Source organism: Paenibacillus chitinolyticus NBRC 15660 (assembly GCF_000739915.1).
In the GTDB taxonomy this organism is placed as follows: Bacteria; Bacillota; Bacilli; order Paenibacillales; family NBRC-103111; genus Paenibacillus_F; species Paenibacillus_F chitinolyticus.
This window is the reverse complement of record NZ_BBJT01000001.1, coordinates 114,291-137,050: the sequence shown is the minus strand read 5'-3', so window position 1 is coordinate 137,050 and position 22,760 is coordinate 114,291. Positions and strand designations below refer to the sequence as shown.

Genomic DNA, 22,760 nt, shown 5'->3' with positions numbered 1-22,760 from the left:
CATTAATCAATTTCATTAATGACATTAATTATATGACAACCCTTCCTGCAATTCGCTCAAAAAAAAGCCGCTGAAGCTTCAGCGGCTTTTCCCGTTTTTAGAACGATGATCATCCGTCGATCCCCGCGGAAGCAGCTTCACTCAAGGCGGGCATCCTTCCTTTCTCACGGAGAGCGGACACGACCGGAAGCCGGATCGTAAAACGGGTTCCTTCATTCCGGCGGCTTCGGATCTCGACAGTGCCGCGATGTTCCTCCAGGATCCATTTTGCGATCGACAAGCCGAGTCCGGTCCCCGGCGTTTCGCCTCTCGAAGGATCGGCCCGGTAAAACCGGTCGAAAATATGCGGAATATCCGTTTCGTCCATGCCGATTCCGGTGTCCTCGATAATAAGCTCCACGTTGTCTCCAGCCGCCCTCGCGAAGAACCTCACACAGCCGTTTTCGGTATACTTGAACGCATTTTCCACGAAAATAAACAAAAGCTGCTGCAGGTAATCCCTGTCGCCCACAACGTGCAAAGATTCCAGACCATCCAGCGGGCCGGCTTGAAACTCGGCGGATTTCACAAGCACCTGGGATTTGCGGATGACATCCTGAACGACGGAGCTTATGTTCAGCCTGTCTTTTCTCAGATGAAGCCCCGAATCGGCACGCGCCAAAGTCAGCAGATTGTGCACCAGCCTCCCCATCCGGCCCGCCTCGTCGGCAATATCGTGAATGGCTTCGATTGAAAGCTCCAATTGGTCCTTGTTTATTCTCTGCTCCGGGGACTGCCGGAACGACAGCCAAGCCTTTTGTAAAAATTCCGCATTGCCGCTTATCGTCGTCAAAGGCGTTCTTAATTCGTGGGAAGCGTCTGCCACAAACCTCCGCTGGGTCATGTAAGACTTGTCCAGTTCCCCGTACATGTGCTGGATGCGTTCCAACATGCCGTTGATGGTCGTCCCCAGCAGGCTGACTTCGTCTCCCGTCGGTTTAACGGCGATCCGGTTGCCGAGATCGTCGCTTTTCTGAATTTGGCGGGTCGCCTCAATCAAGGCGTATACGGGCTTCAGCGCCCGTTTGGAGGAGAGCCAGCCCATGAACGAAGCGGTACAGACGACCACCAGCGAAAGCAGAATCAGCACAAGCCGGAGGATGGACAGAAATTTATCGATCAAGCCGATATTATAGGCGGATTGTAGGATGCCTACGAGCTTCCCGTTCAACAACAGCGGCTGATTGTAGATGAGAAACGGCGACTGCTGGACCTCTTCCGTGATGTAGTAACCTTTCTTGTTTTTACCCGCGGCATCTTTGGAGAAAGGCAGTTCCACTTGGCCCAGATTCCGCGTCCTCGCCTTATCGCCGTTAATCAAATTGACGAGCTGAAGGTACATGCCCGACTGGACGGTATCGACATGGTCGAGCTGAATGTCCAGATCGGAGCCCAGCGGATCTACCTTCAACTTATAGGTGACGCTCTCCTGCAGCACATCCGTCTGCTCTCTGAGCGAATCTTTAAGATCATTAATAAAATAAATCTGCAGAAAGCTGTACAGGACGATGCCAAACAGCAGCAGTGTAGCGGAAAGAATACCCGAATATAACAAAGTAAGCCGCATGCGTATAGACATAGCTTCCTCCAGGGTTTTTCCTTGATTATCCGCTTCGAATCTTAAAAGCAACTTAATAGAACCTAAAAATTGCTCCCCGGGGGCCGAAACTGCAAAAAAGCCGTCCAGGGACGGCTTTTAGGTACTGCAGAGCGTCTCGCTTCCGGTGCATAAACCGGACGGCAAAAGCATCGGAGAGCGCTAATCCGCTCGGATTTTCGAGCAGGATTTATGCTTAGAAATCAAAGTTGTCCGGGTCCGGACCGACTCTTCTATTTTCGTTCAAGGCGCTGATCCGGCTCATATCATCCGCCGTCAACTCGAAATCGAACACGCTTGCGTTTTCGATAATTCGGTGCTCTTTCGTCGATTTCGGGATTGTCACCACGCCGTTTTGCAGATCCCATCTCAAAATAATCTGCGCGACGGATTTGCCGTGACGGCCCGCAATCGCCCTCAGAACCTCGTTGTCCAGCAGCTCGCCCTGCATCAGCGGAGACCACGCTTCAAACTGGATTCCCTGTTCGCGGCAGTAAGCCCGCAGTTCTTCCTGGGTCAAGCACGGATGAAATTCGACCTGGTCGACCATCGGCTTGATCTTCGCATCCTGCAGAAGGTCCTGCAAATGATGGACATGGAAGTTGCTGACTCCGATAGACCGGGCTTTGCCCGACTCGTAAATGGCTTCGAGGGCTCGCCATGTGTCTTTGTATTTCCCTTGGACTGGCCAGTGGATCAGGTACAAATCGAGGTAGTCCAGGCCGAGCTTCCGCAGACTGACTTCCAACGCCTGGAGAGTAGACTCGTAACCCTGGTCCGCATTCCAGACTTTCGAAGTGACGAAGAGATCTTCCCGGGAAAGACCCGTTTCGGCCAGACCTTCCCTGATTCCTTGGCCGACCCCTTCCTCGTTGCCGTATACGGCGGCCGTATCGATACTCCGGTACCCGTTTTTGATAGCCGATTTAACGGCTTCCACCAATTCGGGGCCTTCCTCTACTTTAAAAACGCCGAGACCGAGCCAGGGCATTTTAACTCCGTTGTGCAAGGTAGTTGTATCTTGCAGATGTCTAGTCATTCTTGGATGACCTCCTGTTGAGTAAGCTTTACATGTAACATGTCAACATGTCCTATTATGCCTCCTTCTTACTCTTTCGTGAAGTACGCACTTTAAAGTTCGATAGGTACTTTGGCGCGCCTTAGGCACTTGAAAGTACCCTGGTCCGCGCTTGCGGTATTCGCTTCCTGCCCGTTTTCCGGCACAAAAAAGACAGGAGTCTCCTCGTACTCCGAGGAAACTCCTGCGATTGCCTATTCGTTTGGCCGGGGATCGGCCCTTTACGGATTCTGCTTCACCAATACGAAACTCTCCCATTTGCTGGCCGTGGCGCGGTTCGCGATCAGCGGGCTCGCGCCTTCGTTGTCGGCGCACACATATTGGTTGTTCGCCAGCGCTTTTAACGTCTGCTTGCCGTCCGCCGTCTTCCCGAGCTCGAACGTCTCCCAGGTGCCGATCGTTTCCCGGTTCGCAATGAGCGGGCTTCCTCCCGCATTGTCGGCGGAAACGTACCGGTTATTGATAAGCGCCCTCAGGGCGACCTTACCGCCGCCGAGGTCGACCAGCTCGAACTTCTCCCAGCCGCTGGCAGTCTGAGAACGTGCGATCAGCGGGCTGGCGCCTGCATGCTCGGCAGTCACGTATTTTCCGTTCGCTTCCGATTTCAGGGCAACGACGTTATAACCTCCCGCTCGCTGCCATACACGGATATAGTCGATGTAATATTTTTGCGGGAAGACCGTCGTTCCGTCCGGGTAACCCGGCCAGTTACCTCCTACCGCGAGGTTCAGCAGGAAGAAAAATTCCTTGTCGAACACCCAGGCATTCGTGCCCGCGTCGGCCAGCGTTCTCGTGTGAAACAGCTTGCCGTCCACGAACCACTTGAACACGCCCGGCTCCCACTCCAGAGCAAACGTGTGGTAGTCGCTGCTCAAATTCTTCGAATGCAGATACGAACCGGAGAGGCCGCAGCAGCCGGAATAACCCGGTCCGTGCAAAGTACCGTACGCGCGGTTCGGTTCCAGGGCGCCGACATACTCCATGATGTCGATCTCGCCGCTGACGGGCCAGCCTACGGAACCGATGTCTTTGCCGAGCATCCAGAAAGCGGGCCAGATTCCTTTTCCGTAAGGCAGTTTGGCGCGCATTTCAACCCGCCCGTATTTCAGGTTGAATTTATTTTGCGTCGTGAGACGCGCGGACGTATAACCCGAGCCGTTATAGTTTTCTTTTAGCGCCTGAATGACCAGATTTCCGTTTTCCTGATAAGCGTTGGACGTGCGGTTGGTATAGTGCTGCAGCTCGTTATTTCCCCAGCCGCCGGCTCCGGTTTCCAGATTCCACTTGGAAGAATCCGGTCCCGACCCGTTCGGGCCGTTAAATTCATCGCTCCAGACCGGCACCCAATTGCTGACGGAAGAAGCTCCGGCGGTCCCGCCGAGCACAAAGGACGAGAAGAGACTGAGAAGCAGAAATACGGACAAGAGCAAGGAAAGCCGCTTGCGGTTCATCATCCATGATCCCCCTTTTCCTAATTGCAATCCCGTGTTCATCATACTGCCTTCCCGCCCTTAAAAACAGGTTCCGGATTACAGGTTTATTCTCCATATTTTGGTTTTCGAACCAGACCCTCGGCTGATCAGGCGGAACGGTCTTCTTCAAAACGGGCCGACCCGGCACCGGTTCGGGCAGGCGCCCAGTTTACGAGAAAGATACCGGCGAAAATCAGCAGACCTCCTACGTACACATAAGAGCGGACGGCCTCACCCAGCAGCAGCCAGCCCGAAAGCACGCCGAAGAACGGGGCCAGAAAAAGAAACGCGCTCGTCTTTCCGGGATCTCCCCTGCTCAGCAGATAATACCAGGCCGCAAACTGCACAATGGATCCCAGTACCGCGAGATACAGGATGATCCCTATCGACTCGGCATTCAGCACAAAAAGCGGCTTTTCCAACAGTAGGCCGAGTACAAGCAGCGCCAGCCCGCCAGCCAGCATTTGAAAAGCGGTCATGACCCAGATGTCGAAAGAAGCGCTCCAGCGTTTGACGAGCAGCGTTGCGGCCGCCCAGAATACGGCGGAGCCCAGCCCGAACAGGGTGCCTGTTTTTAAATCCAGCTGCAGCCCGAGCGTCACCGCGACTCCGAGAAATCCGATCCCTACGCCGGCCCACTGGGACCACCGGTACTTCATCCCGAGAAAAAGAGTGCCCAGCAGCGCGACCAGCAGCGGATTCACAAAGGTTAGCAGCGACGACTCTCCGGCGGATATCGTTCTCAGGCTCAGAAAAATACACGCCATCACTCCCGTGGTCTGAAAAAGGCCGATCAAGGCGATCCGCCCCCACCCCGAGGCTGTCTGCGGCATTCGCCTTCTTGTGCCCAAGACCCACAGGGCCATCAGAGCCCCGGCCAGCGTAAAACGGACTCCCACTAACAGCAGCGGCGAAACATAGGCGAGTCCCATTTTGCCAACCGCAAAGGAAGACCCCATAAGGAGCGTGGCTGTAACGACAAGACTGCCGAATTTTATCGGGTTCATTCTGTTTTCTCCTTCCCATTCGTTCATTGAGAAAATCTTAGCACATATACGGTTAGATGGGGGCCGAAGGATGGATGTGAAGCAATAAAAGCGATGATCCGGCCGTTTGCGATTTAAAATGAGCCGGCATTCTTTTTCGGCAGAACGCGCATGAGACTTCGCCGTCGTTTTTGTACAAAATCAAAAGTCGCGTCACGGATTTGTCCATTGTCGGCCGCATCCGGGTACGCTATGATAACACCAACCGATAATGATTCTCATTATCGTTATATAAGACCGATGGAGGCTGACCGACTCATGAACTTGGCAAGACCTGTTTCTACCTTATTTTTCACTGCGATACTAAGCGCCGCTTTATTAAGCGGATGCGCCGGATCCGGTTCCCAGAAAACCGGTGATACCGCAAGCAAACAAACCGCGAATCCTGCCGGCACTCCCACCGCCGCTGCCGATAAATCCGCCGCCTCTCCCCGCAAGGTTACGGATTACAAAGGGCATACGGCCGAAATTCCGGCCGCCGCCAAGAAAGTCATTTTTTACGGGGAAACGTTCAGCGATCTGGACGCACTGGGCGTGCAGGCCGTCGGGACGGCAACCACTTGGCTGTCAGGCACGGTATATGCGGACAAACATAAGAACATTACGGACATCGGTTTTCCCATTAACCTGGAGAAAGTGCTGGAGCTGGCCCCGGATCTTATCCTCACGGGCAGCACTGACGAGAAAGAATACGAGCAGTTGAACAAAATCGCACCTACGCTCATGTTCAATACGTTCCTGCCCATGAAGGAGCGGCTTCTTCAGCTCGGCGATCTTCTGGGCAAAAAGCCGGAGGCGGAAAAATGGCTGGCCGATTACGATACACGTTCGGAAGCGATGTGGAAGACCCTGCGTGACGCGGGAATCAAACCCGGCGAGACAGCTTCCGTTTTCACTTATTATCCCGGCAACCGGCTGTTTGTGATGGCAAGCACGGGACTCTCTCAGGTTCTTTACGACAAGAACGGATTTCTGCCGACTCCGCCGATCCAGGATATGCTGGACGAAAAAGCGGGCTTCAAGCAAATTTCGCCGGAGGTACTCCCCAAAATAGCCGGGGACCGGATCTTTATTCTGACCCCGGTAGTCAAAGAAGCGCAGCAGTCGACGGAAGAACTTCTGAAAAGCCGGATTTGGCTCGATCTTCCGGCCGTGAAGAACGGACACGTCTACACGCTTGACATTCTCAAATCCGGCAGTGACGCCGCTACACGGGAATGGCTGTTGAACGAAATTCCGGTTCTGCTCAAAAAATAAGCCTACCCTGACGGCAAACGCCCTTCCGAAGCGTAACAATTCAGCCGTTTATTCAAAAAGAAGCTTTCAACCTCTGTTGAAAAGCTTCTTTGTTTTAGTTACAATGGATTTGATTGATAATGATTATCAATTTCATATAGGATGTGATATCATGGCCTTTTCCGAGACCGGCTCTCTTTCTCTCGGTTCTCTCCTGTTCCAGTTCACGGCTGCCGACAAAATCATGCCCGGTACCTGCGAACCGGCGGCAGTGCCCGAATTTGACGAGGACGAAAAACCGGATATACATACTCTTCTGCTCATCACCGCCGGCACCGGCACGCTGAGAGTGGCGGATGAAACCTTCTTCTGCGCTCCCGACAAATGCTACATGATTCCGCCGGGTACTTCCTACCGGCTCAGGATGGACAGCGACCGGTGCCTGACGTACTACCGTATCACGTGCCGGATCGTTTACTGCCAAGGCACCCATACGGCTTTATACCTGAAACCGCTCGTTCTGGGCCGCGTGGAATGGTCCGTCTATCCTTTCGCGAGAGCCGTGCGTCTTGCCGATCTGCTGACGGAGTCCGAGCCGTCCGGAGAACTTCAGCACTTTTACCGGCAGCTTCAGTTTCAGGAATTGATGGGATTTCTGCTGGAACACAACGTGAACAGCCCCGAGCCTTCAAGCTGCACGCACGCGGTGGAGAACAGTATCCGCTACATTCAGGAGCATTACAGGCGGCCCATTACGGTAAAATTTCTGGCTGAGCAAGCTCGTGTCCCCCATTGGCAATACAGCACGATCTTTCAGGAGTTGACCGGGAAAAAGCCCTTGGATTACCTGAATGAGCTTAGAATCGAGAAAGCCAAGGAATGGCTTCGAACTACACGGGAACCTCTGCGGGAAATCGCGAGACGGGTCGGCTTTGCCGACGAATATTACTTCAACCGCCGATTCCGGCAGGTGACCGGCATTACACCGAGACAATACAGCCAATCCGTGCAAAAGCGGACCCGTATTAGAGACTGGACGGGTCATGAGGTCGAGATTCCGGCGCTCCCCCGCAGGATCATTTACCATGGGGAAACATTCGGCGATCTCGCCGTTCTCGGCGTGGAAGCCATAGGCGGAGGCTATCCGTGGATTAATCAGACCCGCCGCCTTAAGTCTCCCGTCAAGGATATCGGCTTCCCGATCAATCCCGCCGTTACCGAGGCGCTGAAACCCGACCTTATTATCGTCTCCAGCGATGACGAATCGCAGTATGACACGCTTCGCGGGATCGCACCCACGCTCACGTTTGACTCTTTCGCCCCGCTTGACGAGCGGATCGGACTGCTGGGGACAATTCTCGGCAGACGCCGGGAAGCGGAAAATTGGCTCGCCCGCTATGAGGAGAAAGCCGCCGCCATGTGGAGCCGGCTTCGAGCCTCCCTTCAGCCCGACGAGACCGCATCCGTGTTCACATTTGCAAGAGACCGCTTTTTTGTGATGGGCACCATCGGGCTGTCCTCCATGCTCTACCATCCGGACGGTTTCCGGCCTGCGGGCAGGACGCGCAGGCTTCTCGATAAGAAACTGTCTTATCTCGAACTTCTGCCGGAAGAGATAAAAGATTATGCGGGCGACCGGATATTTATGCTGCTCCCCACAGATGCCGGAAGCCGCAGCGCCGCCACCGAGTTCATGAGGTCTCCTCTCTGGACGGAGCTTCGCGCGGTCCGCAGCGGCCGCTGCTACGCAGTCGAAGCGGACGAGTGGAATTTCGCCGACGCCACGACGACGGAGAAATTCCTCGACGAACTCCCCCGTCTGCTCGGCAAGGAGCAGATCGTACCCCCTCATGGCGGCGTACAACCCGGCCGCAAGCCGGAAGAAAGCTGAAAAACCTGCCGATCGCAAATGGATCGGCAGGTTTTGTTTCGTACAGGGACTTGTCACGCTTCCGGCGCCAGTTCATACGGCAGACACAGCGGAACCCCCGTGCGCGGGTCGGTTACGATGTCCGCATGAATCGAGAACACTTCGCGCAGCATATCTTGGTTCATCACGTCAGCGGGGGAACCTTCGCAAATCACGCTGCCGGATTTGATGGCCACGATATGCTGGGCATACCGGGAAGCGTGATTCAGATCGTGAATCACCATCACGATCGTTCTCTTCTCCTCGCTGTTCAGCTTATGCAGCAGTTGAAGAACTTCAAGCTGGTGGGCCATATCCAGAAAAGTGGTCGGTTCGTCCAGGAAGAGAATATCCGTCTGCTGGGCGAGCGCCATGGCGATCCAGGCGCGCTGTCTCTGCCCGCCGGAAAGCTGATCCACGGGTCTTGCGTGGAACTGCATCATCCCCGTTACTTCCAAAGCCCAGCTGATCACACGCTTATCCTCCGAACTAACCGTGCCGAATCCGGACTGGTGGGGGTACCTGCCGTAAGCGACCAGCTCCGTAACCGTCAATCCGGCAGGCGCCGACGGATTCTGCGGCAGAATGGCCAGTTCTTTGGCCACTTCCCGCGTAGATTTGCTGTGGATCGACACCCCGTCGAGCAGCACGCCGCCCGAAGCCGGTTTCATGAGCCGCGCCATCGTTTTCAGGATGGTCGACTTTCCGGAACCGTTCGCGCCTACCAGCGCGGTTATTTTACCCTGCGGAATGGAAATATTCAGATCGTTCACGATACTGAGATCCCCGTAACCGATATGCAGGCCGGAAGTATGCAGCCTTTCCTGTACTAACGTCATCGGATATTCCCTCCTTGGTTTTGCCTTTCCGTATAAGAGACGACAAGCGTCCTTCCCTGTAATCCTGTAAGTTCTCGTCTGTTCTTTATGTAAAACAATGAGACGTATGCCGCGGGATAAAGCTTGCGCTTCCAACTCCGGGGCTCACCTGGCAAGAACGCGAAGCGTGATCTTAAACCGTTCCGGCAGCCCGTTCTTCGCGCGGTATTGCGCTTCCGAGCTTGTTAAGCAGCTCGGCGCCGAATTGCGCCGCGTACAGCTTGCTGTAGGCACCGCCCCCGGCAAGCAGCTCTTCGTGGCTTCCCTGTTCGGCGATGCCCTCTTTCGAGACCACGACGATGCGGTCGGCATGCTTCACCGTAGCGAGCCTGTGCGCGATAATCAGCGTTGTCCGTCCTTTCGAAAGCTCCCAGAGCGCTTCCTGAATGACCGCTTCGGTCTCGCTGTCCAGTGCCGAAGTCGCCTCGTCGAGAATCAAGATCGGCGGATTTTTCAAAAACATGCGTGCGATGGAAAGCCGCTGCTTCTGTCCGCCGGAGAGCTTCACTCCCCGTTCGCCGATCCGCGTATCCAGCCCTTCGGGCAGGGATAGGATCAGCTCTTCGAGCTGGGCTCTTTTCGCCGCCTCCCGGATTTCTCCGTCGGAAGCCCCCAACTTGCCGTAAGCGATATTTTCACGGATGGTGCCGTCGAACAAGAACACCTCCTGCTGGACGATTCCGATATGGGAACGCAGCGATTCCAGCTTCATCTCGCGGACATCGATGCCGTCAATCGTGATGGCGCCGTCCGTCACTTCGTAAAACCTCGGAAGGAGGCTGCACAAGGTCGTTTTACCCGCGCCCGAAGGGCCGACGAAAGCGACCGTTTCCCCGGGCCGGATGGACAGGTTCAGTCCGTTCAGCACGGTTTCCTTGTTTTCGTAGCCGAAGCTCACATTCCGATACCGGATATTTCCCGCAAGCCGGTCAACGTCCCGCGCATCCGGGGCATCGGCGACATCGGGTTCAAGCTCCAAGATTTCGAGATATCTTTTGAAACCGGCGATCCCTTTCGGATACATTTCGATCACGGAATTGATCTGTTTGATCGGCCCGAGAAACACGTTCGAAAGCATCACGAAGGCAATGAATTCGCCGTAGCTCATCTGTTTCGCCAGCACAAACCATGTTCCGCACAGCAGAACGAACAAAGAAATGATTTTCATCAGCAGATAGCTGATAGATGAATTCCAAGCCATAATCCGGTAAGCCAGAAGCTTGCTCCGTCTGAACTGCCCGTTGTTGGAAGCGAACTTGGCGATTTCATAGTTCTCGTTCGTAAAAGCTTGAACGACGCGGATGCCGCTGACGTTGTTCTCCACCCGGGCGTTGTAATCCGCAATGGATTCGAACATTTTATCGAAAGCGAGCGACATTTTGCGGCTGAAATACAGCGAAAGCGAGATCATCCCCGGCACGATAATAAAAGTCAGAACGGCCAGCTTCCAGTTGATGCCTAGCATAATGCCGAATGCGCCCGCCAGGGTCATCACGGCTATAAACAAATCTTCCGGCCCGTGATGGGCGATCTCCCCGATATCCATCAAATCGTTGGTCATCCTCGAAACGAGGTGCCCCGTTTTGTTGTTATCGAAGAAACGGAAAGAGAGTTTCTGTACGTGGTTAAACAGTTTGGTGCGCATATCGCTTTCAATATTGATCCCGAGCTTGTGCCCCCAATAAGTGACGACGTAATTCAGGGCGGCGCTGATCACATAAATGCCGAGAAGGCCTACGCAGCCCCATGCGATCCACTCCCATTTGCCGCTCGGCAGAAGATCGTCGATGACCCGGTTGACCGCCAGCGGAAAAGCGAGCTCAAGTAAGGCGGCTATAATTGCGCAGCTAAAATCGAGCATAAACAAGCCTTTGTACGGTTTGTAATAGGCAAAAAAACGGCGGAGCATAAAGCACCTCTCTTTCTGTAAAACCATCCTTGGCGGCATAAGCCGGCAGGCTCCTCTACTCCGTCTTGGACCGCGCAAGCAGATACAAGAAATAAGGAGCGCCGATGACCGCGACCACAATTCCGGCAGGCATTTCGGAAGGCTGCAGCACCCAGCGGCCGAGCGTGTCGGCTGCGCATACAAGCAGCGCTCCGGCAAGGGCTGCGGCCGGGAGAAGGACTTTGTGGCCCGGTCCCACCAGTCTGCGGGCCAGATGCGGGGCGATGAGCCCGACGAAGCCGATTCCGCCGCTTACCGCAACGCAGGAGCCCGCGAGACCGACGGCGGAAGCGAGGAGCAGGAACCGCTCCCTCTCAACGGGAGCGCCAAGTCCCGAAGCCAGCTGATCGCCCAGATTGAGCACATCGAGCACCCGCGCTTTGCAGAATACGTAGATCGACAGGATGACGATCCAGGGCAGGAGCGCGAGCACAAACTTCCAGGTCGTGCCCCAAATGCTTCCCGCCATCCACGTGGCTACGAACTGGTATTTCTCCGGAGAAATCCGCAGCGTCAGTACGATCGTTGCGGCGCTGATTCCGGCCGCCACGGCGATACCCGACAACAGGAGCCGGGTTGGAGACAACCCCTCGTTACGCTTGAACGCAAGCGTATAAATCAGCACCGCCGTCGCGCCTGCGCCCGCCAGAGCGAGTACGGGAAGCAGGAAGATCGGGGCCGCGGCCGCAGCGGGATAGAAGCAGATAAATAGCAGAACCGCCAGGCCCGCTCCGGCATTGATGCCCAAAATTCCGGGATCGGCCAGCGCATTGCGCGAGATGCCCTGCAAAATGGCTCCGGATATCGCCAGGCCCGCCCCCGCAAGCATCGAAAGCACGATACGGGGCAGCCGGAAATCGAACAGGATCAATGATTGCTTCCGTGATCCTTCTCCGATGAGCGTTTTAAAAAGCTCCATGGGCGAAAGCCGGATAAAGCCGATGTTCATACTGATGACAAACGTAAGAACAAGAAGCAGACCGAAAATAACGAGAATCGCGATATTTCTTCTTTTCCGCTTTTTCTCATGTGCCATAATGGGCGAGTAGTCCAGATTCAGGTTCACTTACAGCTCCCTCCTTTCTTTGCGCGTCAGGTAGAGGAAGAACGGAACCCCGATTAGTGCGATCAACGCCCCGATGGGTGTTTCGTAAGGGGGATGGATCATTCTGGCCGCCAGATCGGACACGACGACCAGCAGGCTGCCGAGCACCGCGGAGCACGGTATGATCCAGCGGTAATCCACACCGACCAGATAGCGCGTCAGATGCGGAATGATCAGCCCGACGAAGCCTACCGCTCCGACGACGGAGACGGACGCTCCCGCGAGGATGAGAACAACGACCGTGCCGCCCAGTTTAACGAGTCCGGTCCGCTGCCCCAATCCTTTGGCGATTTCGTCCCCCAGGCTGAGCATCGTAATCGAACGGGAAAGCGCGATGGCGCCAAGCAGCGCGGCCAAAAACCACGGCAGCATGACCTTGAGCTGAATCCAGGTGGTTCCGCTTACGCCCCCCGCATACCAGAAAGCGATGTCCTGGCCGATATGGAAATATAAGGCGATCCCTTCGCTCAGCGCGGAAAGAAGAGCGCTCAAAGCCGCTCCCGCGAGAACCAGCCGCAGCGGCGTCAAGCCGCCTTTGGCTATGGAGCCGATCCCGTAAATCAGCGCGGCTCCGCCGGCCGCACCGAGAAACGACATGAGGATAATCTTGGAATAAGCCATGCCCGGAAAAAAAGCGAAGCAGAGCGCCAGCATAAAACCCGCGCCCGCGTTCAGGCCGAGAAGACCCGAGTCCGCGAGGGGGTTCCTCGTCATGCCCTGCATGATCGCTCCGGCAACTGCGAAGCTCGCCCCTACCATGGCGCCGCCCAGCACGCGCGGCATCCTCAGATCGGCGATAATCTGATGCTGTGTAGATTCCGGGTTGAAATGAAAGACAGCTTCCCACACTGTCGAGAATAAAATGTCGGCTGCCCCGAACGAAACCGATACCCCTATCCCCAATACCAGGAGGAGAATCCCCGCTGTGAGAATGAGGGCTGCGGCCAGCGGACGGGTGCGAAGCGGAACGGATGAAGCTGCTTGCGTTTCCCTTGCTGCATTTTGCTGAATCATACCTGCCACCCTGTACGTTAGTATTTGGCGATGCATTTATCAGTGATATTGATTCTCATTATCACAAAATTCAGTTTAAGCGACATCCTTTTTCTGGGCAATGGACAAAAGCGAGAATTTTTTTGTACAAAAAAGAAAAGTTTTGCGGCACGCGGACCCTGTTCTCCAAAACCAAGCCGATAAATGGCCGGACGGTTGTCTTCCTTCCGACGAAAATAAGCCGCCCCTCCGGACGGCTATGACGCAATTGCTTCTATAATATAAACCGATCTGCCGTACACGTGAAGCTGCCGGTCCATCGACTCCAGCGGAGAAAAATTCACTTCCGCATCAGGCAGACGGTCCCCTCCCTGCAGCATTCCCGCTTCGCCCGTTGCAATTGCGCTGCCCCCGTATCCCATCGTACGCCGGAAGCTGCACGCGGTCTGCCAAAAAAAGCGTATCCCGTCCGGGATACGCTTTATGTTTCCGTTTCATTTTATGTCCGGCTGCTTCCTTTAACCGGTCGCTTTGATCTGCTTGCTTCTTAACTGCCCGCAGGCGGCATCAATATCCGCTCCATGCTCCAGCCGCACGCTGCAGCTTACATTCTGCTTTTTCAGAATATCGTAAAAAGCGCGCACGGATTCCTTCTCGCTCCGCTGGTACTGACTGTGCTCATCGACCGGATTGTACGGAATGAGGTTAACGTTGACCAGCGGACGGCGGTCTCCGATCAATTCGGCCAGTTCCTCCGCATGCTCCCGGGCATCGTTCACGCCTTTAAGCAGAATATATTCCAGGGTGAGTCTGCGGTTGGTTTTGCCCAAATAATAATCAATCGCTTCCATCAATTTCTCAATGGGAATCGCCTTGTTGATTTTCATGATTCGCGTACGCAGCTCGTTGTTCGGCGCATGCAGAGAAACCGCCAGATTCACATGAAGATCCGAATCGGCAAATTCGACGATTTTGTCGGCAAGCCCGCTTGTAGAGACTGTGATGTGTCTGGCGCCGATCGCAAGTCCCTTGTGGTCTTTGATGACACGCAGGAAATCGGACAGATTTTCGAAATTGTCAAACGGCTCTCCGATTCCCATTACGACGACATGGCTTACGCGCTCTTCCTTGGCTGCCTTATCCAGATAGAACTGGACTTTCATAATTTGTTCCACGATTTCGCCGCCGGACAAGTCCCGGCTCTTCTTAAGCAGGCCGCTCGCGCAGAAGCTGCAGCCGATATTGCAGCCGACCTGGGTCGTGACGCAGACGGATAATCCGAACTTGTGCCTCATTAGCACCGTTTCGATAAGGTTTCCGTCGGAAAGCCGGAACAGAAACTTGACGGTCCCGTCGGAAGACTCCTGTTTCACGTGTTCCTCCATCGTCTGGAGGACAAAGTGCTCTTCCAGCAGCCCCAGGCAATCTTTATTCACGTCCGTCATATCGGCAAAACTCGCCACGCGTTTCCGGTACAGCCAGTCCCAAATCTGGGAGGCCCGGAATTTCTTATGCCCGTAGGGCTGCAGCCAGGCGGTCAACTGATCAAATGTTAATCCATAGATGGATGGTTTGTTCATTCGTACTCCTCTTTTCAGCAAAACATATCAGCCGGTTTCATCCTCGCTAAAGGGCGATCCAGCTTTACATTCTATCATTGTGCCAAAATTCCAAACGTAACACAAGGGCTTTAGAACATCTGCCATTTTGTAGGCTGCCTGCGTCCGCTCCGTCCGCCTCACTCTACTCGCCAAACAATTCCCGCAGCATATTTTCTTTATTGTTGAGAAATTGCTTCATGATCACATAATGCTCCGTCTCCTCGAGCGTGGTTTCTTCGATCCCATTCGCAGACAGGTGATACATCACAGCGTCGGGATAAGCCATCAGGATCGGAGAATGGGTCGAAACGATAAACTGGGAGTTCCGGCCCACCAGCTCGTGCATACGCGAAAGCATGGCCATCTGTCTCAGCGGAGACAGCGCGGCTTCAGGCTCATCCAGAATGTAAAGTCCTTGGCCCCCGAAACGGTGAACAAAAGCGGCAAAAAACGATTCCCCATGCGACTGTTCATGAAGTGAAACGCCCCCGTACGAGTCTTTGATGAGAGGCATAGGCAGTGAAGAATCCGCGTCAAGCTCGTCAATATTCGTAGCCAGATTATAATAACTTTCCGCCCGGAAAAAGAAGCCGTCGCGCGCTTTCCTTAGGCCCTTGGAGAGCCGGATGTACTCGTGGAGCTCGGAATGCGTGGGGTTTGTGGCAAAAGAAAAATTCAGCGTCCCGCCTTCCGGATTGAACCCCCATGCCGTGGCTATCGCTTCCATAAGCGTGGACTTGCCTGTGCCGTTCTCGCCAACGATATACGTTACCTTCGGGTGAAAAACAAGTCGGTCCAAGCTCCGGACCGCATCAAGATCGAAGGGATACCGCTTCCAGGAGGGGACTTTTTCCCTCATCAGCTCGATGTGACGGAGAAATCGGTCATCGCTTTCGACATGCATGGGGCATCCTCCTCGCCTGCGCATTCAGCTATTCTGCGGCTTCGCAGATCGGAAATTTCGGCAGATCAGCCGCTCTCTTCATTAAAAAAAGGACGCGTCAGACGCATCCTCATTCCGTACTCGTACTATTCATTATACCAGTATAACGCATATTCGGTCATAACGGAAGACTGGCCGATTTGGCGCAGCATAGCCGAGAGATTTCCCCTGTGGTAAGTTCCGTGATTGGCAACCTGAAAAAGAACTTCGGCGTAGCTCGTATCCCGCTTGCGCGTATACGGGTTGTCGAGCATAAATCGCTGATCGAGATCCTGCCCCAAAGCGATCCAATCCTGAAAGCGCCGGGACAATTCCGTGTATGCGCCCTCCAGTTCCTCCAGGCTCATGTTCTCGATTTCTTCCTGATTCAGGCGCGCATCCGCGCCGGCCTTGTTCATGTCCACTCCCTCCAAAACATAAATCCAGCAAAGATCCACGATATAAATATGAGCCATCAATTTGGCGGCGGTCGGAAAGACGCTCGTCATTTCCTGCCGGTATACCGATTCGGGAAGCTCTTTTAACCGCTTGAAAATCGTTTCGTTCGCCCAATTGTGAAAGTTGTACATTTCGACTGCCTGATGGTTGCTCATCTGTCACACACTCCTTTTTCGTATTGAATTCAGTATAAAAGAAAAATACTGACATCTGTGTGTCATAGTTTTAAGTACAAATTCCGCATTTTTTCGGTCCGCTGCCGGATGTCCGCGATAAGCTCGCCGGGTTCCAGCACTTCCATGCCGTCTCCGAAGTTGGAAAATCGTCTCCGTAAGCCAGACGGAAGAGTTGACGCCCGATACGTTGAAGGTAACCTGCAAGCAGCCGTCTTCCTCGTATCGTTTATTCGCAATAAAACCGGTCGAGAGCGCTTGCCAGCACTCCCTTTGAGAATCTCAACTTAACGGTCGCCCCGGCTGCGGAAGACGGAAAATCAGTGTTTCATCGTCTGTCTTCTTTTATGAAACCTATATCCTGACCTTCCGTTTTTTGGTATTCTATAAAAAACAAATAATAGGCTGGTGACCAAATGTTTCGAAGGTTTGTTCTCATTTTAATTACGATTACCGTATTTTTCTTTACTTATGTCAAAGATGCAAAGGCAGATGAACCTATTCGAGTTTTCATTAACGGCTATCAGGTAGCATTTACTCAACTTCCAATTGTCGAAAATGGAACTACGCTTGTGCAATTTAGGCCTCTATTTGAAAGTCTAAATTATAAGTTAACATGGAATCAAGAGAAGCAATCGATTACTGCAATAAACGGGAATACCAATATTGAGCTTACTATAGGAAGCAATAATGCGTTTGTGAACACTGAATCCAGTGAATTAACTCTTGCACCACGCATTATTAATGGTGATACATTTGTACCATTAAGATTTGTAGGTGAAGTGAGTGGTGGAGATGTTACTTGGGAACAAAATACAAATCACGTTGACATTGTTACTGACAAGGGCTACTATCTCATTCATGCTTGTTTAGACAATGACTTAGATAAAGTAAAGTATTGGTTAGATCAAGAAGCGAATCCGAATTTTTATAGTCATATGGATAGTATCCCTTTAGAGTGGGCTATTCACCATCACAACACGGATATGGCGAAATTACTTCTGAAATATAAAGCCGATCCTAATTATGAATACAATTTCGTTACAAACCTTTTACATACAGCGATTTATTATAAAAACCCTGACATGGTTCAGGTCCTGATTGACGGTGGAGCAGATATCTGGAAGAAAAATTCCGAAGGGAATGCTGCCCTTGCTTGGACAAATTTTTATTTAGAAAAAGCTCAAAACGAAACAGATAAAAACAATCTTTTGAAAATCCAATCAAAATTATTAGATCTAACAAATAAACAAGCAAAAATGTGGTCTTTAAAAGCTTCTTTTGATTCACGAATTCTTGAAATTGTACGGCAAGACTTTAAAGGGGATATCGGCCCTTTTAGCAATGAAAAATCGCAAGTTATCTATGGATTAAAGCTTTCTGTAATGCGTGAAGCAACTAAAGAAACCGTCAATCAACTTAGAAATAAGTTAACTCCCTTGGGATATAAGGTATTTCGTACTGGAGACATTTTCGAAAATAGACTTCCCGAGCAAGTAGTGATAATTAAAGGAACAGATGCTGATTTTTTGAAACAGCTGGGTGAAATCGGTGCAATTTACGACGCTGATCCTGTAATTAAACAACTCGATAAATGGAACACATCCACTAAGTTGGAGGTAGCGAGTGCGAGTTCTAACTGGGTTGTTGTTCAATTATTAGAGAAACCAAAGGATTTTCTCTCATTTGCCAAGGAAGTTTATGCTTTTAACCCTGATTACGTTGATCGTGGTACAGGTTCAGTTGAAACGTTTGCAAAGGAAATTGAAAAAGCCCAGGGTTTCATATTATGGTGGCCCAATTGATTAAAAAACGAAAGTATGAGCATGAGTTTATGCTCATACTTTCGTTTTTTCTATAGTCACCTAATCAAACTATTGACTAATTTCAACTGTTTTGTATTTGAGTCCTACATTACTTTCGCTCCAAATGTCTCACTTACCATTCTTACAGGTACAAAAACGTATCTGTTTACGACCTGTATTGCTGAGTCCAGTTGTACTTCTTTACAAACTTCGGATCTCAACCTGCAGGAAGTTATTATATTAAAGCCTACAAAGGTAAGGATGATGGAAACAACATCGAGGCAACCGGATCAATTAATACGTTTAACAATTAGATTCCAATAAGTTAGACACTAATATTACGCATCCTATGAGGCACGAGCTCGGTACTGTACCGGGCTCATGCCTTTTGGCTTTTAATGATACGTTCGTTATTGTGATAGTTAGCATATTGCTCCAACTTCACAGTGTGTCATCGACCTTTAGACGTTGAAAGCTTGGTCCAGCAAGATAGATACTGTGAATAGACTGGGCGCGATTCGAGTGGTACGCAATGATTTCTCCTTCATGCAAAAAATGCACCTCCAATTGTTAGAATGAGTCTAACCATCGAGGTGCACATCGGAAAGAGTTATCCCTTTACAGTCGTCTCGCTCATGCCGGAGGAAAGCCGGACGGACTTTGTCCCGTATGTCCCCAGCCGCCACAAGTACTCCGCGGGTCCCATCCGGTAATAGCGGAACCACCACGTGCTCGCGGCCATCTGGATCAGGAGGATACCCGCTGCCGTCAAAGCCAGCTGACTGGAATGTATTCGCTCCGGCCAGTTAAAGAACGCGCTCAGCGACAAGATCATCACGGTCTGCATGAGATAATTGGTCAGCGCCATTCTCCCCAGATACTTAAGGGGCTCCAGCAGCCGCTGAGCCAGACGGCTCCTAAGTATCAGTGTCAGAGCCGTGACGTAAAACACGCTGAACGAAAGACCTCCTGCCGCAAAGGCCACATCGACCATACCCGTCCGCTCGAGAATTTCTTCCTGTACATAGTAAGACGGGACAAGAAACAGAAAGGACACGGTCATTGTAATGAGAAAACCGCGCCGGTAGCGGTCCGTTTGTCGGAAAAGTCCGATCTGTCCCGCCCATAATCCAAGCAGAAACAGTCCCCAGATTTCCAGAAGAAACACCGTAAAACATCCGGCGATCGTCAGGATAAAACCCGTCAAAAACACGACGGCCGGTTTGAGCTTAAAGAAAGGCATCAGCAGAAACCCGAGGATCGAATAGATCAAAAGCGCTTCTCCGGGCTGGAAGAAGTGATGCACCAGACCGATCGCCAGCAGCAGCAGGAGCCTCCGCGTAAACAAGAGCATGGCACGGTCTCCCCGTTCTTTCGCCCGGGATACGAAGAGATAGAAACCGACTCCGAAAAGAAAGGAAAAGATGACAAAAAAACGGTGACTGACGGCTATGTTCATAAACGTATTGACAGCCGTATCCGCGGCAGTTTTGTCCGTTGTCGCGAAAACCATCTGGCCGATATTGATGAAAATGATCCCGAGCAGCGCAAACCCTCTTAAATAATCCAGCGTTTCAATCCGTTTAGCGTCTCTGACATTTTTGTCTGTTTGCATAAATCTAGACCATCCACTTGTTCAAGGTACGCACATAACGCGAACGCACAATGAGGAAGTAAACCGCCTGCGCGGCGAGGAAACTGGCCGATACGATCAAGGCGGGGCCGAGCGATTTGGCAACGCCGAACCGGTTCATCACGGGGCCCAGAACGACAACGGTCTGAACGGCAGAGACGACGATCGGCGTAAAAAACAGCAGCGCGATCTGAACCGTCGCCGATTTTCTCATTTCGCCGGCGCTGAGGCCGATCTTGGAAAGCGCGCGGTACATCTGACTGTCCGCCGCCAGCTCCGTGTGCAGCTTGAAATAGAGAAAGCTTGCAGTCGATATTGAGAAAATAAGCGCGATGAACACCCCGATAAACCGGAACAGTGATGTGGCCTGCTGCGTCTGCAAGAAGTTCTGGGCCCGGGTCGATATAAAGCTGTCCGTTTCACGCTTCTTCTGAAGCTCGTCGTGCCAGGCCAGCAGTTTATTGCCCACCACCGATTCCGGGCTGTCTAATCCGGGCAGTTTGCCCGTGTTCCATTCCGGAACAAAATAGACAAAGTTCCGGGAACGGAACGGGCTATTTTGCTCGGAAGCGCTCTTAAGCCGCTTAAACTCCTGATCCTCCAGCACAAGCGCCGCTCCCGAGCTGTACAGGGAAGCCAGCGATTCCATTTTTCGCGTCTGGTTCACCTGCAAAGTACCCGGCAGTTTCTCCAATTCGACCGGTCCTGCCGGTATGTTCGTCGCTCCCGCTTCTTGCGTATAAACAACCGCGGCTTCCCCTGAATTTATGGCTCCGAGTCCGGGTTGCCCCTTGCCGAAAGCGTCTGTGACCTTATTAAATTCGCTCACGGATACCAAATCCACATAGGAACCCGGCTTTCCTTTGAGCAAGGCATAGAAGGAGTCCGTCTCCAGCAGTTTGTAGGCCGCTCCCGCGTCCTTCAGCATGCCGTCAATAACTTTCAATTCTTTATCGGAGTTATCCCGATCGTAAGATGTATAGTGAATGGCCGTGGGATTGTTTAAATAATTCGCCCGGTTCTCCTGCTCGAAGGACAGGACGAAGCCCGCACTCATGCAGGAAACGGACGTCACGACCGTCACCAGAAATAACATCCTGGCGTTATCTTTGAGCTTGTAGCTGAACTCCGACACCCACAGCAATCTTGTCCCCCTCCACACTCTCTTCCGGCTGCGCTTCACGACGCGGATAGCCAGCACGGTCAGCTGCGAATAAAAGAAATACGTCCCCGCGATTCCCGTTACCGCCGCTATAAAGATATTGCCGGGTTCCAGTTCCCCGATCCGCAGCGCCAGAAGGCCTGCCGTGAGCAGAACAATACCGAGCAGGCAGAGCCAGATCGACAGCTTCGGCTCTTTTTTAGGCTTTTTACTTCCGTTCAGAAGCTCAAGAACGTTATTTTTACGAATAAAAAACAGCGTCAGCACGGAAATAACGAGAAACAAGAGAGCGAAGCTGCCCGCGGTCAGAAGAATCGCCCGGATCGGCCAATAAAACGGCAAATTTTCCATGCCCGTCATTTTCATACTGATGAGCAGGAACAGCTTTGACAGAAAAATCCCGCTGAAAATGCCCGTAACGATGGAGACGGCTCCGACCAGCATGTTTTCCAGGAAGATCAGCCGGTTGATCTGGCCCGAGTCCGCACCTAGAATCGTTAAAATGCCGAATTCCTTATTCCTGGATTTAAGAAACATGCTAATGGAATACAGAACGAAGAAAAACGAAAAAATGAACACGACATACGCGGCAAACTGCATCCCGGCCCGGGTCATCGGTCCCATCAGGGAACGGTCGAGCTGAGGATGATAGATGAATACGGCATACGTGAAAAAAATCATCACCATAAACGCGCTGCTCAGAAAATAGGCAAAATAAGCCCGGCCGTTGCGTTTGACGTTGTTAAACGCGAATCGAGGAAAGTTCATTCGTATTCCCTCCCCAGAAAGACAGTGTGTCGATGATGTTCTGGAAAAACGTCTGCCTGTTGTCGCCCCGGTGAATTTCGGCGGCCAGCTTCCCGTCTTTGATAAAAACGATGCGCTGGCAGTAGCTCGCCGCGAGCGGATCATGCGTCACGAGCATAAGCGTTGTGCCTTCACGCTCGTTGATTTCCGCAAGAGACTCCATCACGACGCGCGAGGCGTTGGAGTCGAGAGAGCCCGTCGGTTCGTCTGCCAGGAGCAGAACCGGCGAAGTGATGACGGCTCTCGCGATGGCCGTCCGTTGGCGCTGCCCGCCGGATATCTCGTACACACGTTTGCCGAGAATATCCTTAATGCCCAGGCGCGTGGCAACTTCCTCCAGCTTGCGGTCCATCTCACTCAGCTTGCGGTTGTCCAGCGTCAGCGGAAGCACGATGTTCTCCGCTACCGTGAGTGTGTCCAGCAGGTTGAAATCTTGAAAGACGAAACCGAGCTGCCTGCGGCGGAACGCGGCTAGGTCTTTTTTCTTCATTAGGTACGGATTCTGCCCGTTGATGTTTACTTCACCCGAACTCGGCCGGTCAATGGTCGACACCATATTCAGCAGTGTCGTTTTACCGCTTCCCGAAGGGCCCATGATTCCGACAAACTCGCCTTTCCCGATCGTTAAATGTATATCCGTTAAAGCATGGGTCACGACTTTGCCCGGATACGTTTTATGAAGATCCTTCACTTGTAAAATATCCATGTTTCTCACTCCTGTCCCGGAATACTCTGTCCGGTTTCTGTTCGTGAATCAGCTAGCTTACCCCTACTGTACAAAATACCGGGCGGGCCGGCTATGGATTTACCTTAACGCATCCTTACAATCGCTGTAAGATTATGTTCGCCTTTCCGTTCGGAAGTATTCGCGGGCCGCCCCCACAGGCAAAAAAAAGA

General features: G+C 52.5%; 19 protein-coding genes. 3 read left to right on the top strand and 16 right to left on the bottom strand.

Features of this window, described 5'->3' with window-relative positions; genetic code table 11:
- Positions 1-109 precede the first annotated feature (109 nt).
- The 4 genes from PCH01S_RS00575 to PCH01S_RS00560 all read right to left on the bottom strand — a co-directional run bounded on the left by PCH01S_RS00575 (position 110) and on the right by PCH01S_RS00560 (position 5,193).
- Positions 110-1,618 carry a sensor histidine kinase gene (locus tag PCH01S_RS00575; RefSeq protein ID WP_042225817.1) on the bottom strand — a complete coding sequence of 503 codons (1,509 nt, stop codon included), beginning with the start codon at positions 1,616-1,618 and terminating at the stop codon, positions 110-112.
- Positions 1,619-1,832: 214 nt separating this feature from the next.
- Positions 1,833-2,675, bottom strand: coding sequence for an aldo/keto reductase (locus PCH01S_RS00570; protein WP_042225815.1), 843 nt, complete (start codon positions 2,673-2,675; stop codon positions 1,833-1,835).
- 260 nt (positions 2,676-2,935) lie between these two features.
- The gene (locus tag PCH01S_RS00565) at positions 2,936-4,168 is read right to left on the bottom strand and encodes a family 16 glycosylhydrolase (protein ID WP_241688666.1); all 1,233 of its coding nucleotides are present in this window, start codon (positions 4,166-4,168) and stop codon (positions 2,936-2,938) included.
- A gap of 125 nt (positions 4,169-4,293) precedes the next feature.
- Entirely contained in the window at positions 4,294-5,193 is a 900-nt protein-coding gene (locus PCH01S_RS00560; RefSeq protein WP_042225812.1) for a DMT family transporter, read from the bottom strand.
- A gap of 297 nt (positions 5,194-5,490) precedes the next feature.
- Here PCH01S_RS00560 and PCH01S_RS00555 point away from each other — a divergent pair, with 297 nt between their 5' ends.
- Positions 5,491-6,489 carry an ABC transporter substrate-binding protein gene (locus tag PCH01S_RS00555; RefSeq protein ID WP_042225810.1) on the top strand — a complete coding sequence of 333 codons (999 nt, stop codon included), beginning with the start codon at positions 5,491-5,493 and terminating at the stop codon, positions 6,487-6,489.
- A 151-nt stretch (positions 6,490-6,640) separates the two neighbouring features.
- A complete protein-coding gene (locus tag PCH01S_RS00550; RefSeq protein ID WP_042225809.1) occupies positions 6,641-8,359 on the top strand; it encodes an ABC transporter substrate-binding protein in 1,719 nt (572 codons plus the stop codon).
- Positions 8,360-8,412: 53 nt separating this feature from the next.
- Here PCH01S_RS00550 and PCH01S_RS00545 read toward each other — a convergent pair whose 3' ends face one another.
- From PCH01S_RS00545 to PCH01S_RS00515, 8 genes are all read right to left on the bottom strand, one after another.
- Complete coding sequence (locus PCH01S_RS00545) at positions 8,413-9,216, bottom strand: ABC transporter ATP-binding protein (protein WP_042225807.1); 804 nt, start codon at positions 9,214-9,216, stop codon at positions 8,413-8,415.
- 172 nt (positions 9,217-9,388) lie between these two features.
- Positions 9,389-11,164 (bottom strand): ABC transporter ATP-binding protein, encoded by a 1,776-nt coding sequence (locus PCH01S_RS00540; protein WP_042225805.1) that lies wholly within the window; start codon positions 11,162-11,164, stop codon positions 9,389-9,391.
- Positions 11,165-11,219: 55 nt separating this feature from the next.
- Positions 11,220-12,239, bottom strand: coding sequence for a FecCD family ABC transporter permease (locus PCH01S_RS00535; RefSeq protein ID WP_042226251.1), 1,020 nt, complete (start codon positions 12,237-12,239; stop codon positions 11,220-11,222).
- Between the two features lie 30 nt (positions 12,240-12,269).
- Complete coding sequence (locus PCH01S_RS00530) at positions 12,270-13,322, bottom strand: FecCD family ABC transporter permease (protein ID WP_042225803.1); 1,053 nt, start codon at positions 13,320-13,322, stop codon at positions 12,270-12,272.
- 236 nt (positions 13,323-13,558) lie between these two features.
- Entirely contained in the window at positions 13,559-13,681 is a 123-nt protein-coding gene (locus PCH01S_RS31145; RefSeq protein WP_255246817.1) for a hypothetical protein, read from the bottom strand.
- Positions 13,682-13,819: 138 nt separating this feature from the next.
- Positions 13,820-14,881 (bottom strand): 23S rRNA (adenine(2503)-C(2))-methyltransferase RlmN, encoded by a 1,062-nt coding sequence (rlmN, locus tag PCH01S_RS00525; RefSeq protein WP_042225802.1) that lies wholly within the window; start codon positions 14,879-14,881, stop codon positions 13,820-13,822.
- A gap of 163 nt (positions 14,882-15,044) precedes the next feature.
- The gene (locus tag PCH01S_RS00520) at positions 15,045-15,761 is read right to left on the bottom strand and encodes an AAA family ATPase (RefSeq protein WP_407670219.1); all 717 of its coding nucleotides are present in this window, start codon (positions 15,759-15,761) and stop codon (positions 15,045-15,047) included.
- A gap of 170 nt (positions 15,762-15,931) precedes the next feature.
- Positions 15,932-16,438: a DinB family protein gene (locus PCH01S_RS00515; RefSeq protein ID WP_042225799.1), complete on the bottom strand. Its 507-nt coding sequence runs from the start codon at positions 16,436-16,438 to the stop codon at positions 15,932-15,934.
- 434 nt (positions 16,439-16,872) lie between these two features.
- Between PCH01S_RS00515 and PCH01S_RS00505 the strand changes: the two genes are divergently transcribed.
- A complete protein-coding gene (locus tag PCH01S_RS00505) occupies positions 16,873-18,261 on the top strand; it encodes a stalk domain-containing protein (protein WP_042225795.1) in 1,389 nt (462 codons plus the stop codon).
- A 104-nt stretch (positions 18,262-18,365) separates the two neighbouring features.
- Here PCH01S_RS00505 and PCH01S_RS31670 read toward each other — a convergent pair whose 3' ends face one another.
- The 4 genes from PCH01S_RS31670 to PCH01S_RS00490 all read right to left on the bottom strand — a co-directional run bounded on the left by PCH01S_RS31670 (position 18,366) and on the right by PCH01S_RS00490 (position 22,569).
- Positions 18,366-18,482: a stalk domain-containing protein gene (locus PCH01S_RS31670; RefSeq protein ID WP_164977132.1), complete on the bottom strand. Its 117-nt coding sequence runs from the start codon at positions 18,480-18,482 to the stop codon at positions 18,366-18,368.
- A gap of 389 nt (positions 18,483-18,871) precedes the next feature.
- Complete coding sequence (locus PCH01S_RS00500) at positions 18,872-19,876, bottom strand: DUF418 domain-containing protein (protein WP_042225793.1); 1,005 nt, start codon at positions 19,874-19,876, stop codon at positions 18,872-18,874.
- Between the two features lie 4 nt (positions 19,877-19,880).
- On the bottom strand, positions 19,881-21,824 hold the full coding sequence (locus PCH01S_RS00495; protein WP_042225791.1) for an FtsX-like permease family protein: 1,944 nt from the start codon (positions 21,822-21,824) through the stop codon (positions 19,881-19,883).
- Complete coding sequence (locus tag PCH01S_RS00490) at positions 21,799-22,569, bottom strand: ABC transporter ATP-binding protein (protein WP_042225790.1); 771 nt, start codon at positions 22,567-22,569, stop codon at positions 21,799-21,801. The genes PCH01S_RS00495 and PCH01S_RS00490 overlap by 26 nt, the downstream gene beginning before the upstream one ends.
- Positions 22,570-22,760 lie beyond the last annotated feature (191 nt).